The organism is Meiothermus sp. (assembly GCF_025056915.1).
Taxonomy (GTDB): domain Bacteria; phylum Deinococcota; class Deinococci; order Deinococcales; family Thermaceae; genus Meiothermus.
The window spans coordinates 1-21,600 of the sequence record NZ_JANWVH010000036.1 but is presented as its reverse complement, the minus strand read 5'-3'; the positions used below and the strand labels follow the sequence as shown (position 1 = coordinate 21,600).

Sequence of the window (21,600 nt, the reverse complement as noted above, 5' to 3'; positions counted from 1 at the left end):
GCGAGCGGGGGCCTTGGAGCCGGTGCTGAAAACAACTGCCCAACCTGGGAACCCTCGAAACCAAAAGTCGGTTCAGCTCCCTCCGATGCACCGGCATCTTTGCCGCGCAGCAAACCGCTCGGCCCGCACGGCTACTGAGATTCCAGGCGAATTTTGGGCATCACCCGGCGGAGCGGCTCCGGCAGCCACCAGTTCCACCGGCCCGCCAGCACAAGCACCGAGGGCACCAGCACCAGCCGCACCAGGGTCGCATCCAGCAGCACCGCCACCGCCAGCCCAAAGCCGATGGTCTTGTTGGCGACCACCTGCCCGAACACGAAGGCCGAAAAGACGATAATCATGATCAGAGCCGCGCTGGTAATCACTCCGGCGGTGCGCTCGAGGGCATAGCGCACCGCCTGGGGGGTGTCCAGCCCGGCCAGGTGGGCCTCCTGCACGCGGGCCAGCAGAAAAATCTCGTAGTCCATGGAGAGGCCAAAAATCACCGCAAAAAGCAGGATGGGCAGCGAGCTATCTATGCCGCCCACATCGCTTGGCGCCCCCAGCAGTCCGGCGGCCAAACCCTCCTGGAAAACCAGGGTAATCAGGCCGTAGGCCGCCCCCACCGTAAGGGTGTTCATCAGGATGGACTTGAGGGGAATCAAAAGGCTCTGGAAGGCTACGGCCAGCAGCAGAAACGTAGCCACAAACACGGTGCCGATGGCCGCCGGCATGGCCCCCACCAAAGCCTGGGTAAACTCCATGGAGCCCACCGGCGCCCCGCCCAGCAGCGCCCGCTCAAAGCCCGCCCGCCGGGCCTCCTCTTTGAGCCGTGCGTACCACTGGGGAATCTGGGGGGCCTGCAGGGCATCGCGGGGAATCACCGTCAGGCGCAGGTAGCGGCGGTTCTGGCTCACGTACTGGCTGGAGAGGCCCGCCAGCTCGGCAAACCCGCCCTGGCCTGGGAGCCGCCCGGCCAGGAATGGCGAGACCACCAGCCGCACCTCGGGCCAGGCCGAGAGGCGCCGCTCGAGGTCGCGCCAGCGGGCGCGGTTTTCGGGGGTGAAGCCTTCCTCGCCCAAATCCAGCAGGATTTCAAAAGCATCCAGGGTTCCGCCCAGCCCCATCTGCCGGATGAGCTCGAGGCCCCGGCGCGACTCCACCCCCGGCCCCAGCCCAAACGCCCCGGTGTAGCCCAGCTTCATCTGGGTGGCCGGCCAGGCCAGGGCCAGAAGCAGCCCGGTCACCCCCAGCGCCCACATCCAGGGCCGCTGCATCACCCCCCCGGCCCAGCGGCCCCAAAAAGGGCTTGCCTGCCCGCTGCTGGTGGGTTTGAAGGCGAGGCGACGGGGGGAGTTCACCCGCTCCCCCAAAAGTGTGAGGATGGCTGGCAGCAGGGTAATCGAGGCCAGCACGGTCAGGCTGATGGACATCACCCCACCCACCCCCATCGAGCGGATGAAGGTCAGGTCGGGCACCAGCATGGCCCCCATGGCAATGGCCACCACCAGCCCGCTCGAGGCCACCGTCCGCCCGGCGGTCTGGGTGGTGATGTAGGCCGCAGCCTGCGGCGAACGCCCCGAGGCCAGCTCTTCGCGGAAGCGGTTGACCATGAGCAGCGCGTAGTCAATCCCGGCCCCCAGCGAGAGCATGGTGATGACCGAAAGGGCAAAGCTGCTCACCTCGCCCAGATAGGTGAGCAACAGCAAGCAAGCCAGGCCGGTGGTGATGGCCACCACCCCCACCATCAGGGGCAGGCCGGCAGCCACCAGCGCCCCAAAAGCCAGCAAAAGCACCAGCCCGGTCAGGGGCAGGGCCATCAGCTCGCTCCGCTTCACATCGGCTTCCAGCAGGTGCAGAAAGTCCTTGGTGACGGCGGTTGCCCCGGTCACGTAAAAGCGAACCTGGGGGGTCTGGGCTGCTTGGGCCTCGCGCCGCAGGGCCTCGATGACGGCCTCGCCGTTTTCCAGCCGGGTGTCGAGCAGGGTGGCGGTAATTTTGCCGTCGGGGCTTTGTTGCAACAAGGGGCTGGGCGCGTCGTAGCGGCTGAGCCGCACCACCCCCTCGAGGCCCTCTATTCGCGCGATGAGCCGGTTGTACACCTCGCGGAAGCGGGGGTCGCTCTCGGGCAGGCTGGACTCGCTCACCAGCACCGTGCGGTCTACCGACTGCTGGGCGAACTGCTCGGTGTAGATTTGCGTGACTTTCAGGGCCTCGCTGTTTTTTACATCGCTGGCGTTGGCGGCCAGACGGCCTGGTACCAGGCGGGCCGCCGGGAGGGCCAGCAAGACCAGCACCATCCAAACGAGAATGACCTGGATAGGGTAGCGCGTAACGATGCGGGCAAGGCGGGCGAACATAAGTCCGGGCAATCCAAAGTCTGCTCAATATGCGCCGCCCTTCACAAGAAGACAAGAGCAGATGCCGCAATTGGGCCGATGAGGCGGCTCGGGCCACCAGGGTGGCACCATCAGGTTTCTCCGGGGCCGGCCCTCTCAAGCAGGTCTAAGGCCAGTGCAATCAAAATTTCCCTGATGAAACTCTACCGAAAGGCTTTAACCAGCCAGAACAAACCAGGGCTTTGAAAATACCAACCCAGCAGGAGTATGGGCCAACACCGACCAATACCTCCAAACAGGGCCAATCTCGCATTCATTGGCCAAACATCGCGCTCCTCACAGACGTGGCTGCCCATCCAGGCGGCCACTGTTCTGTTTAGAACCAGGCTTTCTCGAGCTCGAATAGCTCATAATGCGTGAAGAGCGCCAAGCAGCGACACTCATATCGAGTTTCCCCTCGAGCCCCAATAACCAATCCTGCCTTCTTTGAGCCAGTAAAAACCAACAGCTTGCCACTTTGTGCAGGTAAGTATATACTTTACGTATATACACGGTGATTCCTGTGCCAACCATCAAAACCACCAAAGTCTTCAAAAGCGGCAACTCCCAGGCGGTTCGACTGCCCAAAGAGTTTCAGTTCGACGTGGACGAGGTGGAGATCTTCCGCCGGGGCGACGAAGTGGTGCTGCGCAAGAAGGCCCAAAACCTGCTTCAAGCGTTCAAGCTGCTGGCCGGGTTGGAAGGCCAGTTCAAGCGGGAACAGCCCGCCCTGCAAGAACGCGATTTCTCGCTTTGGGACAAGGAAGAATAAATGCGCTATCTGCTCGATACCGATACCTGCATTTACACCATGAACCAAAAGCCTGAGCAGGTCTTCCGCCGGGTTGAACGGCTAAAGCCTGGCGATGTAGGCATTTCCAGCATCACTTATTACGAACTGGCCCTTGGAATTGCGAAGAGCCATAAGGCTGCTCAAAACCGGGAGCGCCTCGAGGGGTTCATAGCCTTAGTGCCGGTTTTGCCTTTTGACCAGAAGGCCGCCGATGCTGCGGCCACCATCCGTCTTGACTTACAAAAGGCGGGAACGCCCATTGGGGCTTACGACTTGCTGATGGCGGCCCATGCTTTCAGCCTGGGTCTCACCCTCGTCACCAACAACCTGCGTGAGTTTTTACGGATCCAGGGGCTTCGGGTAGAAAACTGGCTGGACGAGGGATAAAGCCGGGTTCAAACTCGAGGTGGGCCAGGTGACTGCCCACCATCCTACGGAGCAACCAGGTTCAGCCCCACCACCACCGGGTCGTGGTCGGAGCTGCGGAAGGCGTCGGGGGCGTAGAGGCCGGCCACCTGGTTTGCGCTCTTGAAGTTGGTGTTGTAGTCGAGCACGACCGGTTCGTCGGCATTGATGGGGTACGTAGCCACCCCGGCCACCTGGGCGCTGAGCGAGGGGGAGGCCAGGGCGTAGTCCAGGTAGCCCCACTGTCCGTTGAACACGTACGAATAGACCTCGGGGCCCAGGCGGGCCTCGAGCAGATTCACGAAGCCCGCGTTCTTGAGGGCCCTGATGGGGTCTTCCTGGGCGTAGGCGTTGTAGTCGCCAATCAGGAGAAGGTCCGGGTCGGCAAGGCCGGTGGGGTGGGCCGCCAGCCAGGCCGCGAGTTGCTGCGCGGCCTGGGTGCGGACGGCATTGCAGTGGCCCTGCCCGTCGCCCGGGTCGGGCAGGTCGCAGGCCGAGCCCTTGCTCTTGAGGTGGTTCACATTCACGATGAAAAGGGCGCCGTTGGCGTTTTGCCGGAAGGCCTGGGCCAGCGAGGGCCGGTTGCGCGGGACGCTGTCGCCGCCGTTCACAAAGGCCCTTGTATTCAGCACCGCCGTCCGGCCTACCGGGGTTACGCGGGCCGGCTTGTAGATCAGGCCCACCTTGATGGCATCGGTGCCCAGGGCGTTGACCTGGCCGGTGGCCGCATCGGCGTTGATAAAGGCAAAAGTCCCCGGCGCGGTGGCTTCGTTGAGTTTGTCCACCAGAAAGGCAATGGCGCTGTCGGGGCCGTAGCCGTCGTTCTCGAGCTCGTTCAACCCCAGCACGTCCGGGTTCAGGGCCCGAATAGCCGCCACCGTCTTGGGCCACTGCCGGTTGAACTCGGCCAGGTTCTCTGCGCCCCGGCAGTCGGTGGGCGCACCCCCCACCCCGGCGGTACAGCCGCCAAAGGTGTTGAAGAAGTTGAGCAGGTTCATTCCCACCACCCTCAACGTACCCCCCACTTCGGGTGCGGCGCTGGGGCGGGGGTTGGCCGGCACAAAGTTCACATAGCCGTTCAGGGCCCCGATGGGCCGCACCCGGTAGGCGTTGCCGCTGGCGGCATGGCCCGCCCAGGTGTAGGTCATCACCCCCACAATGCCGGTGGCGGTGTCGCCCCCGCGCAGGGGGTTGGAGGCCGATAGCGGCTTTCCGTTGCGAGCAAAGAGGATGGGGTCGGGGTTCTGGCTTTGCAGGGCATCGTCCAGGATGAGGCGGTTGAGGTTGTTCTGGGCTTGCAGGGCGCTGGCCAGAGCCCCCGGCGTGGTCACCTGGGTGGGCTGCCAGAGCCGCCCACCCGACGAGAGCACCACCTGCCCAAAGCGCCCCAGCTGGAAGTGCTCGGTCACGTAGAGGGTCTGGGGCAGCCGCACCAGCATGCCCTCGTAGCGCTCGGCGTCGGTGGGCGAGGCAAAGGGCAGGGTGACGTCCACCGGCGTGACGGTGGCGGTGCCGCACTTGGTGAGGGTGGTGGCGCTTACCTGAGTCTGATCCTGGAACTCGCCCGCGGTTCCGGTCACCCGCACCACCTCGCCCAGCGAAACATTGTCGTTGTTGCCGTTGAACACGAAGAGGCCGTCGGAAGTGTGGGGGTCTCCATCGCCGTCGATGTCCTGGATGTAAAAGCCGCGCAGGGCCGGGGTGGGGCCTTCGTAATCGCCCACCACCACCCCCTGGGTGACCACGCTGCCGGTAACAGCCGCCGACGGGCCGCGCCCCTGGATCTGGTAGATGGGGGTGTAGGGCTGGTTACAGACCGAGACCGGATAGGCTTGCTCGAGGGCGTGGAAATACTGAAGCAGAATGCCCGGTTCAGCCTCTTTTTGTTTGAGGGCTGCCCAGAAGCCAAAGGGAAGCATCGCAACCCACAGGAATCGCCACATACAGCCCACCCGCAGCACCTAGCTCCAGGGGGATTTATACCATTCCGGGAAGAGTCAGCCCTTCTCACTGCATGCAAGCGCCCCCAAAGTGCTGTCTGGTTTCAAGCGTAGGTCATGCCGATTGCAAAGCGATGCGAGGTGTGCAAGGTGTTGCTAAAGGATCAGGATCGGTCCCGTGAGCCTGCCCAGTTCAATCTGGAGCGCAGTAGAATGGCCGGGTGCCGTTGTCTTTGAAGTTGCGGGGCGCGCTGTACTACTTTGCCTTCTGGGGGGCCAATGGGCTTTATCAGGGCTTTCTGGCAGTGCATTTTAGGGAACTGGGTCTGAGTCCCACGCAAATTGGCCTGGCTATTGCGCTGTTTCCGTTGTGCAGCTTGCTCTTTAGCCCACCGGTGGCGGCCTGGGCCGATGCGCGGAATAAGCGGGTGCCGGTACTGATGGCCTCTCTGCTGGCTCTGGTCCTGTCGCTCTTGGGACTGTACTTTGCCAGGGGCTTTGGGGGAGTGTTGCTGGGTATGGCGGCTTTAGGGCTCAGCCTGGCGCTGGCGGCCCCGCTGGCCGACAGCCTGATTGGGCGGATGGCCAGCCGGAACGGCCTCGAGTATGGCCGCATGCGTTTGTGGGGCAGCCTGAGCTTTGCCCTGAGTTCCGCACTGGCAGGGCTGGTCTGGGCCCGGGTGGGGTACGAGGCCATGTTTATGGTGGCAGCGGTGTTTACCCTGCCCCTGATTGCCGTCGCGCGGGCCCTGCCTGAAGCAGCCGCCATAGAAGGATCCAGGGGAAGCCTGCTACACACGCTGCATGGCTTGTTCCGACACGACCGGGGCACCCTTTTATTGCTGGCCAGTGTGCTGCTGATGGGGTTTGGGGTGGGTCTGGCAGCCCCCTTTTTAGGACTGGCCGTGCAGGATCGGGGCGGTGCTGCCGCCATGGTGGGGTTTTTGTATGGCACCATCGCCCTGGTGGAGATTGTCACCATGCGCTACGAGCGCTGGCTCTCCCGCTGGCTGGGCGACGCCGGGGTGCTGATGCTCTCTGCCGGGCTTTATGGCCTGGCCTATATCGGCATGGCCCTAGCCAACAGTCCGGCGCTGATGCTGGTCTGTGGAATGGTGGTCGGGATGGGGTTTGGGCTTTTTTTCGTGGGCTCGGTGCGGATTGTGGACGCCCGCGCCGCGGCCCACCAGGTCAGCACCCTGCAAAGCCTGCGCAACGGGCTGGCCTTTGGTCTGGCCCACCTGTTGGCCGGGCCGATGGGGGGTGCGCTCTACCAGGCCCAGGGGCCTGCGGCGCTATTTTTGCTTGTCGCTTTCTTTTTCTCCCTGGCCTTCTGGTTGCTTTGGGGGGCTCGAGGCGCCATCAACACCCCACCCCATGCCCTCACCCAAAACAAAACCCCGGCCTGAAAGCCGGGGCCAGGGAGGAGCGCGTTCAGGTCGCTTTTCCCCGGGTATTGACTTTGAACACCGCCCAGAGGGGGCAGAAATTGAGGGTGGCCGTTACGGCCATGACAACCCCCAGCAGCCCAAACACCCAGGCCCAGATGCCGCTGCTACCAAAAAAGGCAATCAGGAAAAACACCACTGCCAGCACATAGCGAACCATGCGGTCTGTGCTACCCACGTTGGGAACCATGGTTTCCTCCTTTATTGGAAACAGAGCCCTGGCATGCATGAGCCAAGCCTTGAGGTTGAACTGGCCTGTTTCCAACTTTATTCTAACGCTCTTCCAAAGACAGACTGTACCCCGTGATGGGCAGGCTCAGGCCTTGCGCTGGGGTAGCGGGCAGGTGTGGATGCCCAGGAGGGCGTACAGGGGGCAGAAGCCAATGGCTGCCGTCAACAACATGACCGCGCCCAATCCGGCGGCCACGTAGACCCAGACCCCACCGGCCACCGTAAAAGCCAAGAGGAATAGCACCGCCGCCAGCACCAGGCGAATGATCCGGTCGGTTGTACCTTCGTTGGGTTTCATTTCTCCTCCTCGAGACGGTGCGTTCGGGTTTGCGAACTTCACCGTATCTCTGCGGTTAGGGTATTCTCTATTTGCTGCTATTTCAATAGTGGAAATAGCGAAAAATAAATCAAGCCCCTCTGGAGTCCCCATGAACACGCCCCGCCCCCTGATGGAATACCTCAAACAGCACGGCCCCAGCACCATCAAGGATTTGATGGCGCACCTAGGCCTCAGCGAGACCGCTATCCGGCACCAGCTCGGCAGCCTCGAGAAAATGGGCTGGCTCGCGCGGGAGCAGCGTCGAGCAGGCAAGGGCCGCCCGGCCACGGTGTACCGACTGACCCAGGCTTCGGAGGGCCTTTTTCCCAAACGCTACCCCGAGCTATTGGACGCGGTTCTGGCGGAGGCCGAACGAGGGGGCCTGCTTGAACGGCTGCTGGACGGGGTGGCCGCAAGCATGGCGACGGAGCTGGGCCGGAAGCTCGAGGGCCTTACGGGCCCGGCCAGGCTCGAGGCCCTGCTCCGCCACCTGGACTATGGCGACATGCTCGCCACCCTCGAGGAAACCCCGGCGGGGTGGGAGCTCAAAGCCCACAACTGCCTGTACCACGCCACCGGGCAGCGCTTCGAGCCGGTATGCAACCTGCTGCCCCAGGTCATCACCAGGGCCACCGGCCTGCCTGCCGAACGCCCCTTCTGCCAGCGGGACGGGCTAAGGGCCTGCCACTTCTGGATTGGCAGGGCTTAGCGGAAGGTATCGCAGCGGTTGGGGTCGCCGCTCTGGAAACCACGCTTGAACCAGCCCACCCGCTGCTCCGAGGAGCCGTGGGTAAAGGCCTCGGGCACCACATAGCCCTGCGAGCGGCGCTGGAGGTTGTCGTCGCCGATGGCGCTGGCCGCCGCGATGGCCCCCTCCACATCGCCAAACTCGAGCAAACCCCGCCTCTGCGCGTAGTGGCCCCAGACCCCGGCCAGGCAGTCGGCCTGCAACTCTAAGCGCACCGAGAGCTGGTTGGCCACCGCCTGGCTGCTGCGGGCTTGCTGGGCGCGCACCTGGTCGGAAATGCCCAGCAGGTTCTGGATATGGTGGCCGACCTCGTGGGCAATTACGTAGGCTTTGGCAAAGTCGCTGGTCTGTCCCCGGGCCAGACGCCCCAGCTGCTCAAAAAAACTGGTGTCAAGGTACACCTTAGCGTCGCGCGGACAGTAAAAGGGCCCCACCGCCGCATCGGCAAAACCACAGGCCGACTCCACCTGGCCGTCGAACAAGACCAGCCGCGGGGGCCGGTAGCCCTGAATCATCTGCCCCCAGGTATCTTCCAGATCGCCCACAATCGAGCGGACAAACTGGCCCTCGCGGTCTTCGGCGGGGCGGTTCTGGGGGGCCGGGGCGGTGTTTACGGGCCCGCCCTGGAGCTGCGAGAGGATGTCGGCGGGGTTCACCCCAAACAGCAACCCACCCAGCAGGGCCAGTATCACCGCTCCAATGCCAAGGCCGGCAGGCCCCCCCATGCGAGGGCCGCTTCCCCGGCGGTCTTCCACATTCTGGCTCTTTCGCAGGTCTTCCCATTTCATACGTCATGCCCCCAATCGTTCCTGAATCTGTCGCAAATGATGCCGCTCGTGTTCAACCAGGGTTTGCAGCCAGCCCAGGGCGGTCAGGTCGCCAAAAAAGGGGTGTGGGTAGGTCGGAGGGTGCGGCAGGCCTTCCCCGCTCTCGGCCACCTCGGCCAGCACGCGCTCGCGCACGGTCCGCAGGCGCTCCAGCAAAGCCGCACGGGTCAATCCCCCCTTGGGCTCCATCAGGGGTGGGGCCAGCAGGCGGCCATCGGGGCGGGTCTGAAGGGGAGCAGGGGGTGGAAAAGGTTCAGCCTCGCCCAGCGCCACCTTGCGCAGGCGGCGGATGACCTTGCCCGCCGACTCCTCCACCAAGGAGATGTGCTCCGCCACCTCGGCCACGCTCCAGATGTCCGGGCCGGGCCGCCAAAAGAGCTGCTCGTCGGAAAGGCGGTGCAGCAAATGCAACAGCTCGCGCCTCGAGCGCTCCAGATGCCTGAGGCAATGCTCCGCATCGCCAAAGCGAGCCAACCGCTCCTGGGCTGTGGTCATGGGGGTATTGTACCGAACAGGATAGGCTAAATACACCGTCGTAAAAAGACCCCTAGACGCCTACAGATTCCAAAGAACGATGGCCTGCAAGCCCCTCCCTACCGCACAGGGTTGGGGAGGGTATCGGACAGGGCCCCTCATCTGCTAGGGCCAGGCCAGCCACCCCACCTGGCCCCCCTATGGGGCGAGTCCAGGCTAGGATGGACTTGCTGTGCGGGTGTGGTTGTATGGGCTTGTATCGCGCTCTTCACAGACGTGGCCGCCCACGAAAACGAGAAGGGACAAGTGTCTGCGTTGCGTCTGGGCCGAGACGCAGGTTTTCGAGTTTCCAGGCGGCCACGGTTCTGTTCAGAACCAGGCTTTCTTGAACTCGAGTGGCTCACAATATGTGAAGAGCGCTCCATGCGAAAAGCGAAAGGCCAAAAGCTCGATGGCCATGGTCAAAGGCTTCGAGCCTCGAGCCAAACCCTAAAAAGCAACCCCGCGGGGTCGCCCGGAGCAATCTCGCTCGAGGTTAGGCCTTATCGAAGGCTTCGCGCAGCTTGTTGCTCAGGGGGAGGGAGATCAGGCCCTTGAGGTAGAGTTCGTGAACAGCATCCACCCCGGCAATCTGCTGCAACTGCTCGAGGCTCACCTGTACATCATGACCCGGCAGGTGAACCCTGACCTGGTTCATGGTGCCCGGAACCCACTCGCACTGGATACCTTCCACGACTGCTACCCCCTGTTGAAGTGCTGGCATGTTTACCTCCCTCTCTGCCCAAAAAAGAGACCCGAGCTTTGTAGCGTGTTTATAGCCCAACGGGTGATGGTTGCAGTAGTGAGAAATGTCCCGCGATTGGTAATGTTCCAGATAACCCGTTTCAAACGTCAGTCTACGGGTTTTTTATGAGGATTGGTTCAAAAGGGTCAAATCTGTAGCGGGGGGAAGCGGTTGGAATCATTTCAAAGTCCCTCGCAAGGGGGACTGCCGGCACTCGAGGGGGTGTAAGATACGTGGGTTATGGTCTGTATTGACTTATCCGGCAAGAAAGCCCTGGTCATGGGCGTAACCAACGAGCACAGCCTGGGCTGGGCCATTGCCGAAAAACTCCACGCGGCAGGCGCCGAAGTGGCCTTCAGCTATCAAGGGGAACGGCTGCGCGAGAAGCTGGAAAAACTGACCGCAGGGCGGCCCAATCAGCGCCTATACCAGGTCGATGTGACCGACGAAGCTGCCCTCAAGGCCATGTTTGCCGACCTGGGGCAGGCCTGGGGGGGGCTGGATTATCTGGTGCACTCCATTGCCTTTGCGCCCCGGCCCGCCATGGAAGGGCGGTTTATCGACACCACCGCCGCCGATTGGAACACCGCCCTGCAGGTCTCGGCCTACTCGCTGGTGGCCGTCGCCCGCGAAGCCGAGCCGCTCCTGCGCGAAGGCGGCAGCCTGATCACCCTGACCTACTACGCGTCTGAGAAGGTGGTGCCCAAATACAACGTGATGGGCATTGCCAAGGCCGCCCTGGAAGCCAGCGTGCGCTATCTGGCCTACGAGCTGGGCAAGAAGAACATCCGGGTCAATGCCATCAGTGCCGGGGCCATCCGCACCGTGGCCGCCATGAGCATTCCCGGCTTTCGCAAGATGGTGGCCAAGTACAACGCCACCGCACCCCTGGGGCGCATGATTACCCACGAGGAGGTCGGCAACCTGGGCCTTTATTTGCTCTCTCCCCTGTCCAGCGGAACCACCGGCCAGACAGTGTACGTGGATGCAGGCTACAACATCATGGGCATGAGCTGGGATGATAGCCAGGACTAACACCCACCGCAGACAAAACCAACCCGGCCGAGTCACGGCGGCTCGAGCTAGGGGCGTTTACAGGAAGGGTCGCATTGAATTGCTTGCCCGAGAATGGGAAAGTTCGGGGTCGTAGCCGGTTACCTGAAACATCACTCGCTGCTGTCGCTTTAGGGCTGGGCTAGTCGCCATCCTCCCCTACCGTATAGCGCCCGGGGCCAGCTCGGCAAACTCGCGCTTGCAGTTGACGATAACCAGGTGGCGGTAGCGGCCCTCCATACCCTAGATGATTTGCCGGGCCAGGGTGCTTTTGCCTGAGCCCGATTTACCTACAATCAGCATTCGGAAGGTTTGTCTACCGGCCATGCTCAAACTCCAAAATGGATACTACGGCCAGCTTTTCTTTTTTTGCTGCGGTGTATAGCGACTTATCGAGGGTAAAAAATCGCAATGGTCTAAAAATGTTCATGGCAAGGGCAGCAGCCAGATGTATAGCATCTGCACCTTTGAGGAGATGCGTTTGGCACAGGTCAAATGCTTTTTGGCAAACGGTTTTTGATACTGGTAGCACTAGCCAGTTTTCTACATTTTGCAGCAAAAACGATTGAATGGCTTTTCTTTCGGTCTTATTGATGGATTTGTTTCGCACCATTGCCCCGGTTGCCCCTGCAACCTCGGGTATGACCAGGTTGCAAATACCTATGTACTTGGCAGTTCGGTAAACCGATAGGGCTAGGGGGCTGAAGGTTTCTTGGGTGTGTATTTGAATCAACGCGCTGGTATCGAATATAACCAAGTCATTTTCTTTGCTCTTGGACATACTCAAGGGAGCTTTTTTTACCTTTGAGTTTGATTTGTGGGGGGGTGGGTCTTTTTTGGGGGTTAGTGGGCTCGAGAACCATGAAATCGCTGGCCCACGAGGTTGGGTCTGGGCCGTAGATTTTTTGTTTGGACTTTTTAGACGACGCACGCTTCATGCCCTCATGGTATCACGTGCTGCTTTGCCAGATTTCCCACCCAGCCCTGGCGGCCAAGCTGAAGGTTACAAGGGCTTGGTTGGTTTCGCACTTGGGGCAACCCTGCCCATCGCACAGGTTCTTGAGGCGTCCCAGGCCTAGGTAGAGGCTTCCAGCCAGTACGGCATAGGGAAATAGGTTAGGCCACGTTGGCATTTCTATCGTCCATCGCGCATCTCCTTAAGGGTAGCAAACTCGGAATGAGAGCGACTGGCTAGGTGCTGGTGTTGACCGAAACCTGCTTGCAAGTCACACAAAAAAGAAGCGGGGCCAACTCCGCTTCAAGTTGATGGCAACTATGTACAAGATGCAGTTATTGCGTGATTAGCAGATCGGATAAGACCTGTGCGCGAAGCCCTTAGCGGCGCTTACGCCCGCCCTTTCCTCCGCCCGGCTTTTTGCCGCCGCCCCCAAAGCCACCGGAGCCGCGCAAAAAGCTTTTGAGCTTGTTCTCAAACTCGGGGGCCTGGCGAGGCAGGCGCTTGGGCCGGGGGGGTTCGATGGGGGCCGGGGTGAGTTCCTTGATGGAGAGGTCGAGGCGACCCTTGTCGTCGCGGCCCAGCACCAGCACCGAGACCACATCGCCCTCGTTCAGGTGATCGCGGATGTTCTTGACAAACTCGTGGGCCACCTGCGAGATGTGCACCAGCCCCGATTCCCCAGTGGGAAACTCGATAAAAGCCCCAAACTCCATAATTCGCGTGACGCGACCTTCTACGATTGCACCGGCTTCAAGCTCCATTCAGGCGTTCCTCCGAAACGACACGAAATCCCATAACACGAGCGTACTAAAGCTGTGGGGGATTCACGATGATCTACTATATCATCTACTGTTCATTTCACCGCAAAAAGCATCTATCAGCCTGGACAAGACCCCAGAGGGGCCTCGAGCATTTTTGTAACGCATTTCCAACACCAAACACAAAAAGTGATATATTGGACACACGGAGGAAGCCCCATGATTGCAGACCGCCCCAGGGATTTATGGTTCGAGCTCGACACTGAGGAGCGCCAGATTATCGGCGCGCTGCGGGATTTCTTGCAGGCCGAGGTTGCCCCCACGGCCACCGAGCGCGACGAGACGGGGGCGTTCCCCTTTGAGATTGTGAAAAAGCTGGGCGAACTCGGGGTGATGGGGGCCCAGGTACCCGAGCAGTATGGCGGGGCCGGGCTGTCCACGCGCATCTTTGCCCGCATCATCGAAGAAATTGCGGCGGTGGACGGCTCACTGGCCCTGACCGTGGCCTCCCACAACAGCCTTTGCACCGGCCACATCCTGCTGGCCGGCAACGAGCAGCAGAAGCGGCATTTCCTGCCCCGGCTGGCCTCGGGAGAGGTGCTGGGGGCCTGGGGCCTGACCGAGCCCGGAAGCGGCTCCGACGCCGCCGCCATGCGCACCCGGGCCGACGAGACCGCTTCGGGCTGGGTGCTGAATGGCTCCAAGCAGTTCATTACCCAGGGGTCGGTGGCAGGGGTGTACGTGGTCAACGCCCGCACCGACGCTGCGCCCAGCGAGGAGAAAAAACACCTGGGCCTCTCGGCGGTGGTGTTCGAGGCGCCCATTGCGGGCCTGCGCATCGGGCGCAAGGAGAAGAAGCTGGGCTTGAACGCCTCCGACACCGCCCAGCTCATTTTCGACGACCTCCAGCTACCCAAGGAGGCCCTGCTGGGCGAGCGGGGCAAGGGCTTCTATGACGTGATGAAGGTGCTGGAAGGGGGGCGCATCGGCATTGCCGCCATGGCGGTAGGGCTGGGGCGGGCCGCTTTGGAGTTCGCGGCCAAATACGCCCTCGAGCGCGAGCAGTTCGGCCAGCCCATCGCCCATTTCCAGGCCGTCTCGCACAAGCTGGCCGACATGGCCACCGAACTCGAGGCCGCCCGGCTTCTTTACCTCAAGGCCGCCGAGCTGCGCGACGCCGGCAGGCCCTACGGTCAGGCCGCCGCGCAGGCCAAACTTTTTGCCTCGGAGGTGGGGGTGCGGGCCTGCGACGAGGCCATCCAGATTCTGGGTGGTTACGGCTACGTCAAGGAGTACCCGGTCGAGCGCTACTGGCGCGACGCTCGCCTGACCCGCATCGGGGAGGGCACCAGCGAGGTGTTGAAGGTGATCATCGCCAAGAACCTGCTGGCGCAGTACCGCTAGAGGGTTCAGAAAAATGCTTGCAGGGGGTGTTTGCAGATTCTTCTGCCTTTTCTCCCCTCCCCCAAGCCTCCCCTGCCTGCTATCCTTTCCCCGTGTACGAATTGCTCAAACCCTGGCTGTTCCGCCAGGATCCCGAGACCATCCACGAGCGGGTGATGCACGGCCTGGCCTGGCTGGGGCAACGTGGGCCCAGCCTCGAGCTGGTGCGGCGGTTCTGCTCGGTGCAGGACGAGCGCCTGGGGGTCACCGCGTTTGGCCTGCACTTCCCCAACCCCATCGGGCTGGCGGCGGGCTTCGATAAAAACGCGGTGGCGGTGCGGGCCTGGGCTGCGCTGGGGTTCGGGCATGTGGAGGTCGGCTCGTTGACCGCGCTGCCCCAGCCGGGTAACCCGAAGCCCCGCCTCTTCCGGCTGCCCCAAGACCAGGCCCTGATCAACCGCATGGGCTTCAACAACCAGGGGGCCGAGGCCATTGCCGCCCGGCTCGAGCAGTTGCAACAGACCTTCGGCAAGGCCCCGGTGCCCCTGGGCATCAACCTGGGGAAGTCGAAAGTGACCCCCCTGGAAGAAGCCCCGAAGGATTATCTAAAAAGCCTATCGGTTCTCTGGCCCTATGGCGATTACTTTGTAATAAACGTCAGCTCGCCCAACACGCCGGGGCTGCGGGCCTTGCAGGACAAAGACCGGCTGGAAGAGCTGCTCGCGGCCCTGGTGGGTTTCACTGAGCATCGCAAACCCCTGCTGCTCAAAATTGCCCCCGACCTGACCTGGGAGCAGATAGACCAAATTCTGGCGCTGGTGGAGCAGTACCGGCTTTCGGGGCTGATCGCCACCAACACCACCACCAGTCGCACCGGGCTGACCACCCCCACCCTCGAGGATGGCGGGCTTTCGGGCAAACCCCTGCGGGAGCGCTCGCTCGAGGTGCTTCGGTATCTCTACACCCGGTTACAGGGCCGCCTGCCCATTATCTCGGTGGGGGGTATCTTCAGTGCAGCCGATGTATGGGAGCGGCTCGCAAGCGGAGCCGCGCTGGTGCAGGTGTATACCGGCTTCGTCTACGAGGGGCCTCTGATGGTGAAAAAAATCTGCCGGGGCTTGCTGGAAAGAATGGAGCGGGAAGGCGTCTGTGGTCTGGCTCAGCTCAGGCCTCGGTAGAGAGCAGCTCCCTTATTTCCTCCAGCTTATCCAAAGCCGCCGCCTCCCCGTCCTGGATGGCCTGCTCGAGCTGCTGGAAACTGAAGAGCCCAATGCCTTCCAGTTTGGGCCGTAGCACCAGGTCGGGGCGCGATACCGCCAGCTTGACCTCGGCCAGCCGAATCTGCATAATCTCCACCGCACGGTACACGTTCTGAATGGGGTTGGCCTCAATGCCCCGGCGGAAAATCTGTTCCCACCAGCTTTTCTTGTGGGGCTGTTCGCGCAAGACCTGGAGGGGGGTCACGTCCACGGCAATTACCCGCTCGGCGCCCAGAAACCGCACCAGGTCTACCGGAATCTGGTTCAGGATGCCCCCATCGGCCAGGAGCTGATGCCCTACCCAGATGGGGTTGATGGCCCCCGGATAGGCAATGGAGGCCCGGATGGCCTGGAACACATCCCCCTGGCGAAAGTAGACCTCGGTGCCGGTGATCAGGTCGGTGGCGGTGATGCCAAAGGGAATGGGAAAGTCTTCCAGCTGGCGGGGAATGTGGGGCTCCAGAAAGCGTTCAAGCTCGCTGAAGTTGAGCATGTCGCTCAAGGGGTTCCAGTCCAGAAAGCGCCAGAAAGACACCTGGGAAAGCACTTCCTGAACCTCGGCGGCGCTGTGCCCGCTGGCGAACATGGCCCCCATCAGGCTGCCCATGCTGGTTCCAGCAATGGCGCTGGGCTGGAAGCCCTCCTGCTCCAGAACCCGCATCACCCCAATGTGGGCGTACCCCCTGGCCCCTCCACCCCCCAGGGCCAGGCCATAGCGTTTGCAGTCAGCCATACTCCCAGGCTATGCCACGCAGCGGTTTTGTGCCAGCTTGGGAATACCAAAACGCCCGGGAAATCGGCCCAGGGAAAGTCAAAAGCGATGCAGCGGTCTTACCGGCCTTTGCAGAAGAACTGGGTTTTTGTGCAATTAGTCCTTCGCGCTGAGGATTTACCTTATTCCCCTTACACGGCGAACCTGGCTCTGAAAGACCAGACCAGCCCTGGTGCTTGATTTGCCCGAAGATTGACCCGGCCTGGAATCATCGTTGCTCCTACCCCTGCCCGCGGCCATCCCGGGGCTATTTGTAACCTGCCTTGCGCCTGAGGCTGGGCGTGTTGCTAAAATGTGCAACACGGGGTAGGCAGAGTGAAATTACTCGATAACTACGGGCGAATCATCAAAGACCTGCGGCTTTCGGTCACACCGCGCTGCAACCTGCACTGCCTGTACTGCCATCCGCTGGACTGGGAACAATCGGAGCCACCGGGCACGATTTCGGTCGAGGATACCCGCCACTTCCTGCGGGCCATGCAGATGCTGGGCCTCGAGTCTGTGCGCTTCACCGGAGGCGAGCCGCTCGTTCGTAAAGAACTGCCCCAGATGATTGCTGTGGCCCACGAGCTGGGCATTCCGGACATTGCCATCACCACCAACGGCCTGCTGTTCAAACGCAAGGCCAGGGAACTGGTTTCAGCCGGTCTCAAACGTATTAACCTCTCGATGGACGCCGTGACCCCCGAGGTCTTCAGGGCCATGACCAGAGGCGGGCAGGTCGAGAAGGTCTGGGAAGCCATCGAGACCGCCTGGGCGCTGGGGCTGCACCCGGTCAAAATCAACGCGGTGATGATCCGGGGTATGAACGACGGCGAGGTGATTCCCCTGGCCTCGCTCACGCTGCACAAGCCCCTGGAGGTGCGCTTTCTGGAATACATGCACCTCGACAACTCCAACCCCGAACTCTACCGAGAGCGCTTCATCGCCGGGGCCGAGACCAAAGCCAAAATTGAGGCCCATTTCGGGCCGCTGGAAAAGGTAGATCACGACCCCACCGCCCCGGCGCGGGTTTACAGGATTCCGGGAGCAGTGGGCCGCATCGGCTTTATCAACCCGGTGGCCGAGCCTTTCTGCTCCAAATGTTCGCGCCTGCGCCTGACTTCGGACAAAAAAATTCGCCCCTGCCTGCTCACCGAGCTGGAAATGGACATCGCCTGGGCTTTCGAGGCCCCAAACCCCGTCGAGGCCCTTGTAGACGCCATTCTGCAGGCCACCGACCGCAAGCCTGCGTTTGGCAACACCCTGCCCACCTTGCGCGAGCGGGTGATGATTGGGATTGGGGGGTAGCAGCTCGCTGAGAACGACGACGCCAAGGACACGGGGTCGTCAACTCGTAGGAAGATAAACAGGGCATTCCGAGGAGGCGCTTTTGGCCGACGAGGAATCTTGCACAGAAGGTGGGCAGGTCGCGGTGCTGCGAAACTGGCGGCACGTTACACAAGACTCCTCGTTGCGCTCAGAATGACGCGGTTGAGTGGGTTGTATTTTCTGCCTCCCGCTTTACCGTTCGGAGTTGGAGCGGTTCCCACGAATACCTCACACAGCATCCTTTGGAAGCTATGGCGTGTGGGGTAATTTACGCTGCATCGCGCGTCGTGGAAATGTGGTAAACGCGATAAGTTACCCCAGCCAAAATACAGGATCACGCGCCTCGAAATGGTCGGAGCGCACCGTTCTCATGACTCCAGCGGCCTACACTGGATGCCATGCGGGCTTGTGCCTGGCAATCCTGGTTTTTTCTGCCTCTATTGGGTCTCTTGACCGCCTGCCCTGCGCCGGTGGTGGAAATTGACCCCAAGGGACCCATGCAGGTCTGGGCTGCCGGTTCGTTGGAGCGCATCCGCCCCGAAGACCCTGCCCGGCCCAACCAGCCCCTCGAGCTCTTTGCGGCCAGGGGCGAAACCGAGTCGTTTCAGATCGTGCTTGGGGGCCCCAAGGGCGTCAAGGGAGCCAGTCTGGAAGTCTCCGACCTGCGCGGGCCGGGGGGTGCCATCATCGGCCAGAACCACCTCACCCTCTACCGCCAGCACTACGTGCAGGTCTGGGAGCCCAGCCCCAGCCTGGAGGCCTCCAACCGTTCGCAGGGCGTGGGCTGGTATCCCGATGCCCTGATTCCCTTCAGCGCCCCGGGCGGACGGTTCAGGGCCATCCCGGTAGACATAAATCCGGGGCGCAACCAGCCTTTCTGGGTGGATATATCGGTGCCGCGCGAAGCCGCGCCGGGCCAGTACAGCGGCACCTACCGGGTCACCGCCCAGAACGGCACCCTGGAGGGTTCGCTGCGCCTGACGGTCTGGAACTTCGAACTGCCCCAGCGCCCCAGCCTGCTCTCCTTTGTGCCCCTGTGGAACACCAAGACCAAAGCCGCCCGCCTCGAGCTGCTCAAACACCGCCTGATGCCCGGCAGGGTCGAGCCTACCGAGGTGCGGGAGTTGGTGAACGACTACGGCCTCAACAGCATTGACCTGGGCTTCTGGAGCGGGGCCAACGCCCAGACCTGCCGGGCCCGGCCTGCCCCCTCGGTGGCCGAGCTGGCGGCGGCCCGCGCAGCCCATCAGTCCGAGGTGCCCATTTACAACTTCGCCTTCGACGAGCTCGATGTGTGCCCCCACAACCTGCTACCCGACATCCGGGCCTGGGCGAATAACCTGCGAGCCGCCAACGTTCTGCACCTGAGCACCCTGCACCCCCGCCCCGAGCTGCTCGAGGATGGCAACGGCAGACCCTTGGTGGATATCTTCGCCATCAATGCCGAGATGTACGAAGAAGCCCGGCGCACCGGCCTGTGGGAGGCGGCCCAGGCCAGAGGCAGCAGCTTCTGGTACTACACCGCGCTGCTCAACCGCAAAACCCCCTATGCCCCCCAGTGGCTGCTGGACTATAGCCCGCTCAACTGGCGCATCTCCAGCGGTTTTTTAGCCTACAACCTGGGCTTTAGCGGCATCCTGGGCTGGGCTGCCGATTTTTACGACACCAGCCGGGGCCAGGACCCCTGGACAGACGTGCGCTACTTCAACGCAGGCCGGGCCTACAATGGCGACGGGCTGTGGTTCTACCCTGGCCAGGAGGTGGGCCTGCCCGGCTCCATTGTGCCCTCCATCCGGGTCAAGTGGCTGCGCGACGGCATAGAGGATTACGAGTACCTGAAGCTATTGCGCGAGCGGGGCCTGCACCTGCGGGTGGGCACGGTGGCCGAGGAGATGGCCCGCAGTATGCGCGACTGGCAGCGCGACCCGGCTTTGCTCGAGGCTGCCCGAAGGCGCATCGGGGAAGCCCTGCATCAAAGTCGCTAGCAATCCTATAGCGGTTTCAGGAAATAACCCTGGAGTGAGGTGGGCGGTCACATCATCAGGGAGGCGATGGGGTAGTCTTTAGGCCATAGGCGCTATACGGCAAACCAAGGTTTGCCATCCTCCAAATCCCTCAAACTAAACCGCAAACCACCCTACCGCTTGTTTCACATGGTAGAAGAGACTGACCATCAGCGTTGCCTGAGATTTTAGCTGTCTTTTGTGGGGATTTTTAGATAATCCCGTAGTTGTAGGTTTCGTTCCGTCCGTTTTTGTCCACAATGGCCCACCAGCGATGCTCGGAGAGGGTGGGCATCTGAAGCAAAAAAACCCAGAACTTTTCGGGGCTTTCGCCGCCATCGGGCTGCAAGGGGCTTTCGGGGGTGATGAGCGTGAGCTGCGAGTCGCCTGCGTTCATGAAATCCCTGACGGCATTTTGGAGTTCGTCGGTATCGGGCTCGTCGCTCAGGTCGTAGGCCGAGGGGTCGGCCTCGATCAGGCCCAGGGGGCTTTCGTCGTCCTCGCCGTCTTCGATGAAGCTACGGATGGCCGCCTCCAGGGCCTCGAGGAAGCCTTCCTCATCGCTCACCGAAGGTACCTCAACGCTCAGGTCGGGCACGTCCAGCGCCTTCAGTAAAGATTCGATTCGCTGCTGCAAGGCCATAGGTAGCTCGCTTGATTACATAACCACAAAGGCCCCTGGGCGGTCAAGCCAGTTCAACCGCCCACGCGGGCAGCGGTTATGGGCCTGCCTAGCGATCCTTGACCTCTTTGAATCGCTCGATGCAGGCCTGCACTTCGGCCACCGCACCGGCTTTGTCCTTCCAGCCCGAAACCTTGACCCACTTGCCCTTGTGGGCCTCCAGCGCCTTGTAGGTCTCGAAGAAGTTCTGGATTTCCTGCTTGTGGGCGGTGGGCACATCGGCCAGGTCGCGGATGTAGTCGAGGCGCGGGTCTTCCGCCACCACCCCAATAATTTTGGCATCGCCGCCTTTTTCGTCCTGCATGTCCACCATCCCCACAATTCGCACATCCACCACCACCCCCGGCAGGAGTGGGTAGGTGGAGAGGATGATGCCATCCAGGGGGTCGCCGTCGTCGGCCAGGGTGGAGGGGATGAAGCCATAATCGCCCGGATAGAACTGGGCCGTGGGGAGCACCCGGTCAAGCTTGATGGCCTCGAGGTCGGGGTCGTATTCGTACTTGTTGGAAGAACCGCGCGGCACTTCAATGACCATATGGACAATTTCGGGCGCTTTTTTACCAACGGGCAGGTTTTTGAGGTTCGCCATAGCGCCCCCATTCTGACATTCTCTGCCCCTGGCGGCAAAGGCTCGTCCCAAAGAGCGGTGGGCACGGGTTGCAGGGCGGGTGCAAAAAGCCTTAGTATGGATGTAAGTATGTACTTACTTGCAGCCTTCGACGAAGGAGACGCCACCCGGACGGCCCTGATGCGCTCGGGGCTGGAACTTCTGGCCGAGAAAGGCTACAAAGGCGCCACCACCCGCGAAATTGCGGCCAGGGCGGGGGTTTCCGAGGTCACGCTGTTTCGGCAGTTTGGCAGCAAGGAAGCGCTGATGCAAGAAGCCGTGCAGAAGCTGCATCCTCCGGTGGAGCAGATCTTGCCCCGGCCCACCCGGAACCTCGAGGCCGACCTGCTGCGCCTGGCCGAACAGTATGTTCAGCTGCTCGAGGCCAACCAGGGCCTCTTGGTGCGGCTGTTGCCGGAGCTGGCCCGCCACCCGGAGTTGCGTGGCGCGGCAGGGCCTGCGGGCTTCAACCGGGCCATCTCCACCGT

At 62.0% G+C, this 21,600-nt stretch carries 22 protein-coding genes; 10 read left to right on the top strand and 12 right to left on the bottom strand.

The genetic code is table 11. The annotated features are described in order from the left end of the window. Positions 1 to 131 precede the first annotated feature (131 nt). Positions 132 to 2,339 carry an MMPL family transporter gene (locus tag NZN28_RS07615; protein WP_295396877.1) on the bottom strand — a complete coding sequence of 736 codons (2,208 nt, stop codon included), beginning with the start codon at positions 2,337 to 2,339 and terminating at the stop codon, positions 132 to 134. A gap of 541 nt (positions 2,340 to 2,880) precedes the next feature. Here NZN28_RS07615 and NZN28_RS07610 point away from each other — a divergent pair. Both NZN28_RS07610 and NZN28_RS07605 read left to right on the top strand, forming a co-directional pair. Next, on the top strand, positions 2,881 to 3,129 hold the full coding sequence (locus tag NZN28_RS07610) for an antitoxin (protein WP_295396874.1): 249 nt from the start codon (positions 2,881 to 2,883) through the stop codon (positions 3,127 to 3,129). Further along, the gene (locus tag NZN28_RS07605) at positions 3,130 to 3,537 is read left to right on the top strand and encodes a type II toxin-antitoxin system VapC family toxin (protein ID WP_295396873.1); all 408 of its coding nucleotides are present in this window, start codon (positions 3,130 to 3,132) and stop codon (positions 3,535 to 3,537) included. Positions 3,538 to 3,581: 44 nt separating this feature from the next. Here NZN28_RS07605 and NZN28_RS07600 read toward each other — a convergent pair whose 3' ends face one another. Beyond that, the gene (locus NZN28_RS07600) at positions 3,582 to 5,474 is read right to left on the bottom strand and encodes an ExeM/NucH family extracellular endonuclease (RefSeq protein WP_295396872.1); all 1,893 of its coding nucleotides are present in this window, start codon (positions 5,472 to 5,474) and stop codon (positions 3,582 to 3,584) included. 242 nt (positions 5,475 to 5,716) lie between these two features. On the opposite strand from NZN28_RS07600, the gene NZN28_RS07595 reads away from it, so the two are divergent. Further along, on the top strand, positions 5,717 to 6,904 hold the full coding sequence (locus NZN28_RS07595; RefSeq protein ID WP_295396869.1) for an MFS transporter: 1,188 nt from the start codon (positions 5,717 to 5,719) through the stop codon (positions 6,902 to 6,904). Positions 6,905 to 6,929: 25 nt separating this feature from the next. On the opposite strand, the gene NZN28_RS07590 is transcribed toward NZN28_RS07595, so the two are convergent. Then, entirely contained in the window at positions 6,930 to 7,133 is a 204-nt protein-coding gene (locus NZN28_RS07590; RefSeq protein ID WP_295396865.1) for a DUF2892 domain-containing protein, read from the bottom strand. A gap of 126 nt (positions 7,134 to 7,259) precedes the next feature. Beyond that, on the bottom strand, positions 7,260 to 7,472 hold the full coding sequence (locus tag NZN28_RS07585; protein WP_295396863.1) for a DUF2892 domain-containing protein: 213 nt from the start codon (positions 7,470 to 7,472) through the stop codon (positions 7,260 to 7,262). Positions 7,473 to 7,602: 130 nt separating this feature from the next. On the opposite strand from NZN28_RS07585, the gene NZN28_RS07580 reads away from it, so the two are divergent. Further along, positions 7,603 to 8,202, top strand: coding sequence for an ArsR family transcriptional regulator (locus tag NZN28_RS07580; RefSeq protein WP_295396859.1), 600 nt, complete (start codon positions 7,603 to 7,605; stop codon positions 8,200 to 8,202). On the opposite strand, the gene NZN28_RS07575 is transcribed toward NZN28_RS07580, so the two are convergent. The 3 genes from NZN28_RS07575 to NZN28_RS07565 form a co-directional block, all read right to left on the bottom strand. Further along, the gene (locus NZN28_RS07575) at positions 8,199 to 9,029 is read right to left on the bottom strand and encodes a neutral zinc metallopeptidase (protein WP_295396856.1); all 831 of its coding nucleotides are present in this window, start codon (positions 9,027 to 9,029) and stop codon (positions 8,199 to 8,201) included. The genes NZN28_RS07580 and NZN28_RS07575 overlap by 4 nt on opposite strands. Before the next feature lie 3 nt (positions 9,030 to 9,032). Next, positions 9,033 to 9,563: a DinB family protein gene (locus NZN28_RS07570; RefSeq protein ID WP_295396854.1), complete on the bottom strand. Its 531-nt coding sequence runs from the start codon at positions 9,561 to 9,563 to the stop codon at positions 9,033 to 9,035. A 514-nt stretch (positions 9,564 to 10,077) separates the two neighbouring features. Continuing rightward, entirely contained in the window at positions 10,078 to 10,305 is a 228-nt protein-coding gene (locus NZN28_RS07565) for a hypothetical protein (protein WP_295396852.1), read from the bottom strand. A gap of 261 nt (positions 10,306 to 10,566) precedes the next feature. Between NZN28_RS07565 and NZN28_RS07560 the strand changes: the two genes are divergently transcribed. Next, complete coding sequence (locus tag NZN28_RS07560) at positions 10,567 to 11,361, top strand: enoyl-ACP reductase (RefSeq protein WP_295396849.1); 795 nt, start codon at positions 10,567 to 10,569, stop codon at positions 11,359 to 11,361. A gap of 334 nt (positions 11,362 to 11,695) precedes the next feature. Here NZN28_RS07560 and NZN28_RS07555 read toward each other — a convergent pair whose 3' ends face one another. Both NZN28_RS07555 and NZN28_RS07550 read right to left on the bottom strand, forming a co-directional pair. Further along, positions 11,696 to 12,160, bottom strand: a complete 465-nt coding sequence (locus tag NZN28_RS07555) for a type II toxin-antitoxin system VapC family toxin (RefSeq protein ID WP_295396846.1) — start codon at positions 12,158 to 12,160, stop codon at positions 11,696 to 11,698. A gap of 554 nt (positions 12,161 to 12,714) precedes the next feature. Continuing rightward, positions 12,715 to 13,098 (bottom strand): S1 RNA-binding domain-containing protein, encoded by a 384-nt coding sequence (locus NZN28_RS07550; protein ID WP_295396843.1) that lies wholly within the window; start codon positions 13,096 to 13,098, stop codon positions 12,715 to 12,717. A 216-nt stretch (positions 13,099 to 13,314) separates the two neighbouring features. Here NZN28_RS07550 and NZN28_RS07545 point away from each other — a divergent pair, with 216 nt between their 5' ends. Together NZN28_RS07545 and NZN28_RS07540 are read left to right on the top strand one after the other, a co-directional pair. Then, the gene (locus tag NZN28_RS07545; protein WP_295396841.1) at positions 13,315 to 14,499 is read left to right on the top strand and encodes an acyl-CoA dehydrogenase family protein; all 1,185 of its coding nucleotides are present in this window, start codon (positions 13,315 to 13,317) and stop codon (positions 14,497 to 14,499) included. A 92-nt stretch (positions 14,500 to 14,591) separates the two neighbouring features. Continuing rightward, positions 14,592 to 15,656, top strand: a complete 1,065-nt coding sequence (locus NZN28_RS07540) for a quinone-dependent dihydroorotate dehydrogenase (protein ID WP_295396838.1) — start codon at positions 14,592 to 14,594, stop codon at positions 15,654 to 15,656. Here NZN28_RS07540 and NZN28_RS07535 read toward each other — a convergent pair. Further along, a complete protein-coding gene (locus NZN28_RS07535; protein ID WP_295396836.1) occupies positions 15,643 to 16,470 on the bottom strand; it encodes a patatin-like phospholipase family protein in 828 nt (275 codons plus the stop codon). The two genes, NZN28_RS07540 and NZN28_RS07535, sit on opposite strands and share 14 nt — an antisense overlap. A gap of 354 nt (positions 16,471 to 16,824) precedes the next feature. Between NZN28_RS07535 and moaA the strand changes: the two genes are divergently transcribed. Both moaA and NZN28_RS07525 read left to right on the top strand, forming a co-directional pair. After that, positions 16,825 to 17,799 carry a GTP 3',8-cyclase MoaA gene (moaA, locus tag NZN28_RS07530; RefSeq protein WP_295396835.1) on the top strand — a complete coding sequence of 325 codons (975 nt, stop codon included), beginning with the start codon at positions 16,825 to 16,827 and terminating at the stop codon, positions 17,797 to 17,799. Positions 17,800 to 18,218: 419 nt separating this feature from the next. Beyond that, entirely contained in the window at positions 18,219 to 19,805 is a 1,587-nt protein-coding gene (locus NZN28_RS07525; RefSeq protein WP_295396832.1) for a glycoside hydrolase domain-containing protein, read from the top strand. 229 nt (positions 19,806 to 20,034) lie between these two features. Here the strand turns inward: NZN28_RS07525 and NZN28_RS07520 are convergent, their stop codons facing one another. After that, on the bottom strand, positions 20,035 to 20,466 hold the full coding sequence (locus NZN28_RS07520) for a hypothetical protein (protein ID WP_295396830.1): 432 nt from the start codon (positions 20,464 to 20,466) through the stop codon (positions 20,035 to 20,037). An 88-nt stretch (positions 20,467 to 20,554) separates the two neighbouring features. Further along, a complete protein-coding gene (locus NZN28_RS07515; RefSeq protein ID WP_295396828.1) occupies positions 20,555 to 21,094 on the bottom strand; it encodes an inorganic diphosphatase in 540 nt (179 codons plus the stop codon). A 108-nt stretch (positions 21,095 to 21,202) separates the two neighbouring features. Between NZN28_RS07515 and NZN28_RS07510 the strand changes: the two genes are divergently transcribed. Continuing rightward, positions 21,203 to 21,600, top strand: a 398-nt coding sequence (locus tag NZN28_RS07510; protein WP_295396825.1) for a TetR/AcrR family transcriptional regulator, incomplete at its 3' end; no start/stop codon positions are given.

What these genes read in the sequence shown, in the direction of transcription:
- NZN28_RS07615 (WP_295396877.1), bottom strand. Translation starts at nt 2,339, where the DNA reads ATGTTCGCCCGCCTTGCCCGCATCGTTACGCGCTACCCTATCCAGGTC.
- NZN28_RS07605 (WP_295396873.1), top strand. Translation starts at nt 3,130, where the DNA reads ATGCGCTATCTGCTCGATACCGATACCTGCATTTACACCATGAACCAA.
- NZN28_RS07600 (WP_295396872.1), bottom strand. Translation starts at nt 5,474, where the DNA reads ATGCTTCCCTTTGGCTTCTGGGCAGCCCTCAAACAAAAAGAGGCTGAA.
- NZN28_RS07590 (WP_295396865.1), bottom strand. Translation starts at nt 7,133, where the DNA reads ATGGTTCCCAACGTGGGTAGCACAGACCGCATGGTTCGCTATGTGCTG.
- NZN28_RS07585 (WP_295396863.1), bottom strand. Translation starts at nt 7,472, where the DNA reads ATGAAACCCAACGAAGGTACAACCGACCGGATCATTCGCCTGGTGCTG.
- NZN28_RS07580 (WP_295396859.1), top strand. Translation starts at nt 7,603, where the DNA reads ATGAACACGCCCCGCCCCCTGATGGAATACCTCAAACAGCACGGCCCC.
- NZN28_RS07575 (WP_295396856.1), bottom strand. Translation starts at nt 9,029, where the DNA reads ATGAAATGGGAAGACCTGCGAAAGAGCCAGAATGTGGAAGACCGCCGG.
- NZN28_RS07570 (WP_295396854.1), bottom strand. Translation starts at nt 9,563, where the DNA reads ATGACCACAGCCCAGGAGCGGTTGGCTCGCTTTGGCGATGCGGAGCAT.
- NZN28_RS07565 (WP_295396852.1), bottom strand. Translation starts at nt 10,305, where the DNA reads ATGCCAGCACTTCAACAGGGGGTAGCAGTCGTGGAAGGTATCCAGTGC.
- NZN28_RS07560 (WP_295396849.1), top strand. Translation starts at nt 10,567, where the DNA reads ATGGTCTGTATTGACTTATCCGGCAAGAAAGCCCTGGTCATGGGCGTA.
- NZN28_RS07555 (WP_295396846.1), bottom strand. Translation starts at nt 12,160, where the DNA reads ATGTCCAAGAGCAAAGAAAATGACTTGGTTATATTCGATACCAGCGCG.
- NZN28_RS07550 (WP_295396843.1), bottom strand. Translation starts at nt 13,098, where the DNA reads ATGGAGCTTGAAGCCGGTGCAATCGTAGAAGGTCGCGTCACGCGAATT.
- NZN28_RS07545 (WP_295396841.1), top strand. Translation starts at nt 13,315, where the DNA reads ATGATTGCAGACCGCCCCAGGGATTTATGGTTCGAGCTCGACACTGAG.
- NZN28_RS07535 (WP_295396836.1), bottom strand. Translation starts at nt 16,470, where the DNA reads ATGGCTGACTGCAAACGCTATGGCCTGGCCCTGGGGGGTGGAGGGGCC.
- NZN28_RS07525 (WP_295396832.1), top strand. Translation starts at nt 18,219, where the DNA reads ATGCGGGCTTGTGCCTGGCAATCCTGGTTTTTTCTGCCTCTATTGGGT.
- NZN28_RS07520 (WP_295396830.1), bottom strand. Translation starts at nt 20,466, where the DNA reads ATGGCCTTGCAGCAGCGAATCGAATCTTTACTGAAGGCGCTGGACGTG.
- NZN28_RS07515 (WP_295396828.1), bottom strand. Translation starts at nt 21,094, where the DNA reads ATGGCGAACCTCAAAAACCTGCCCGTTGGTAAAAAAGCGCCCGAAATT.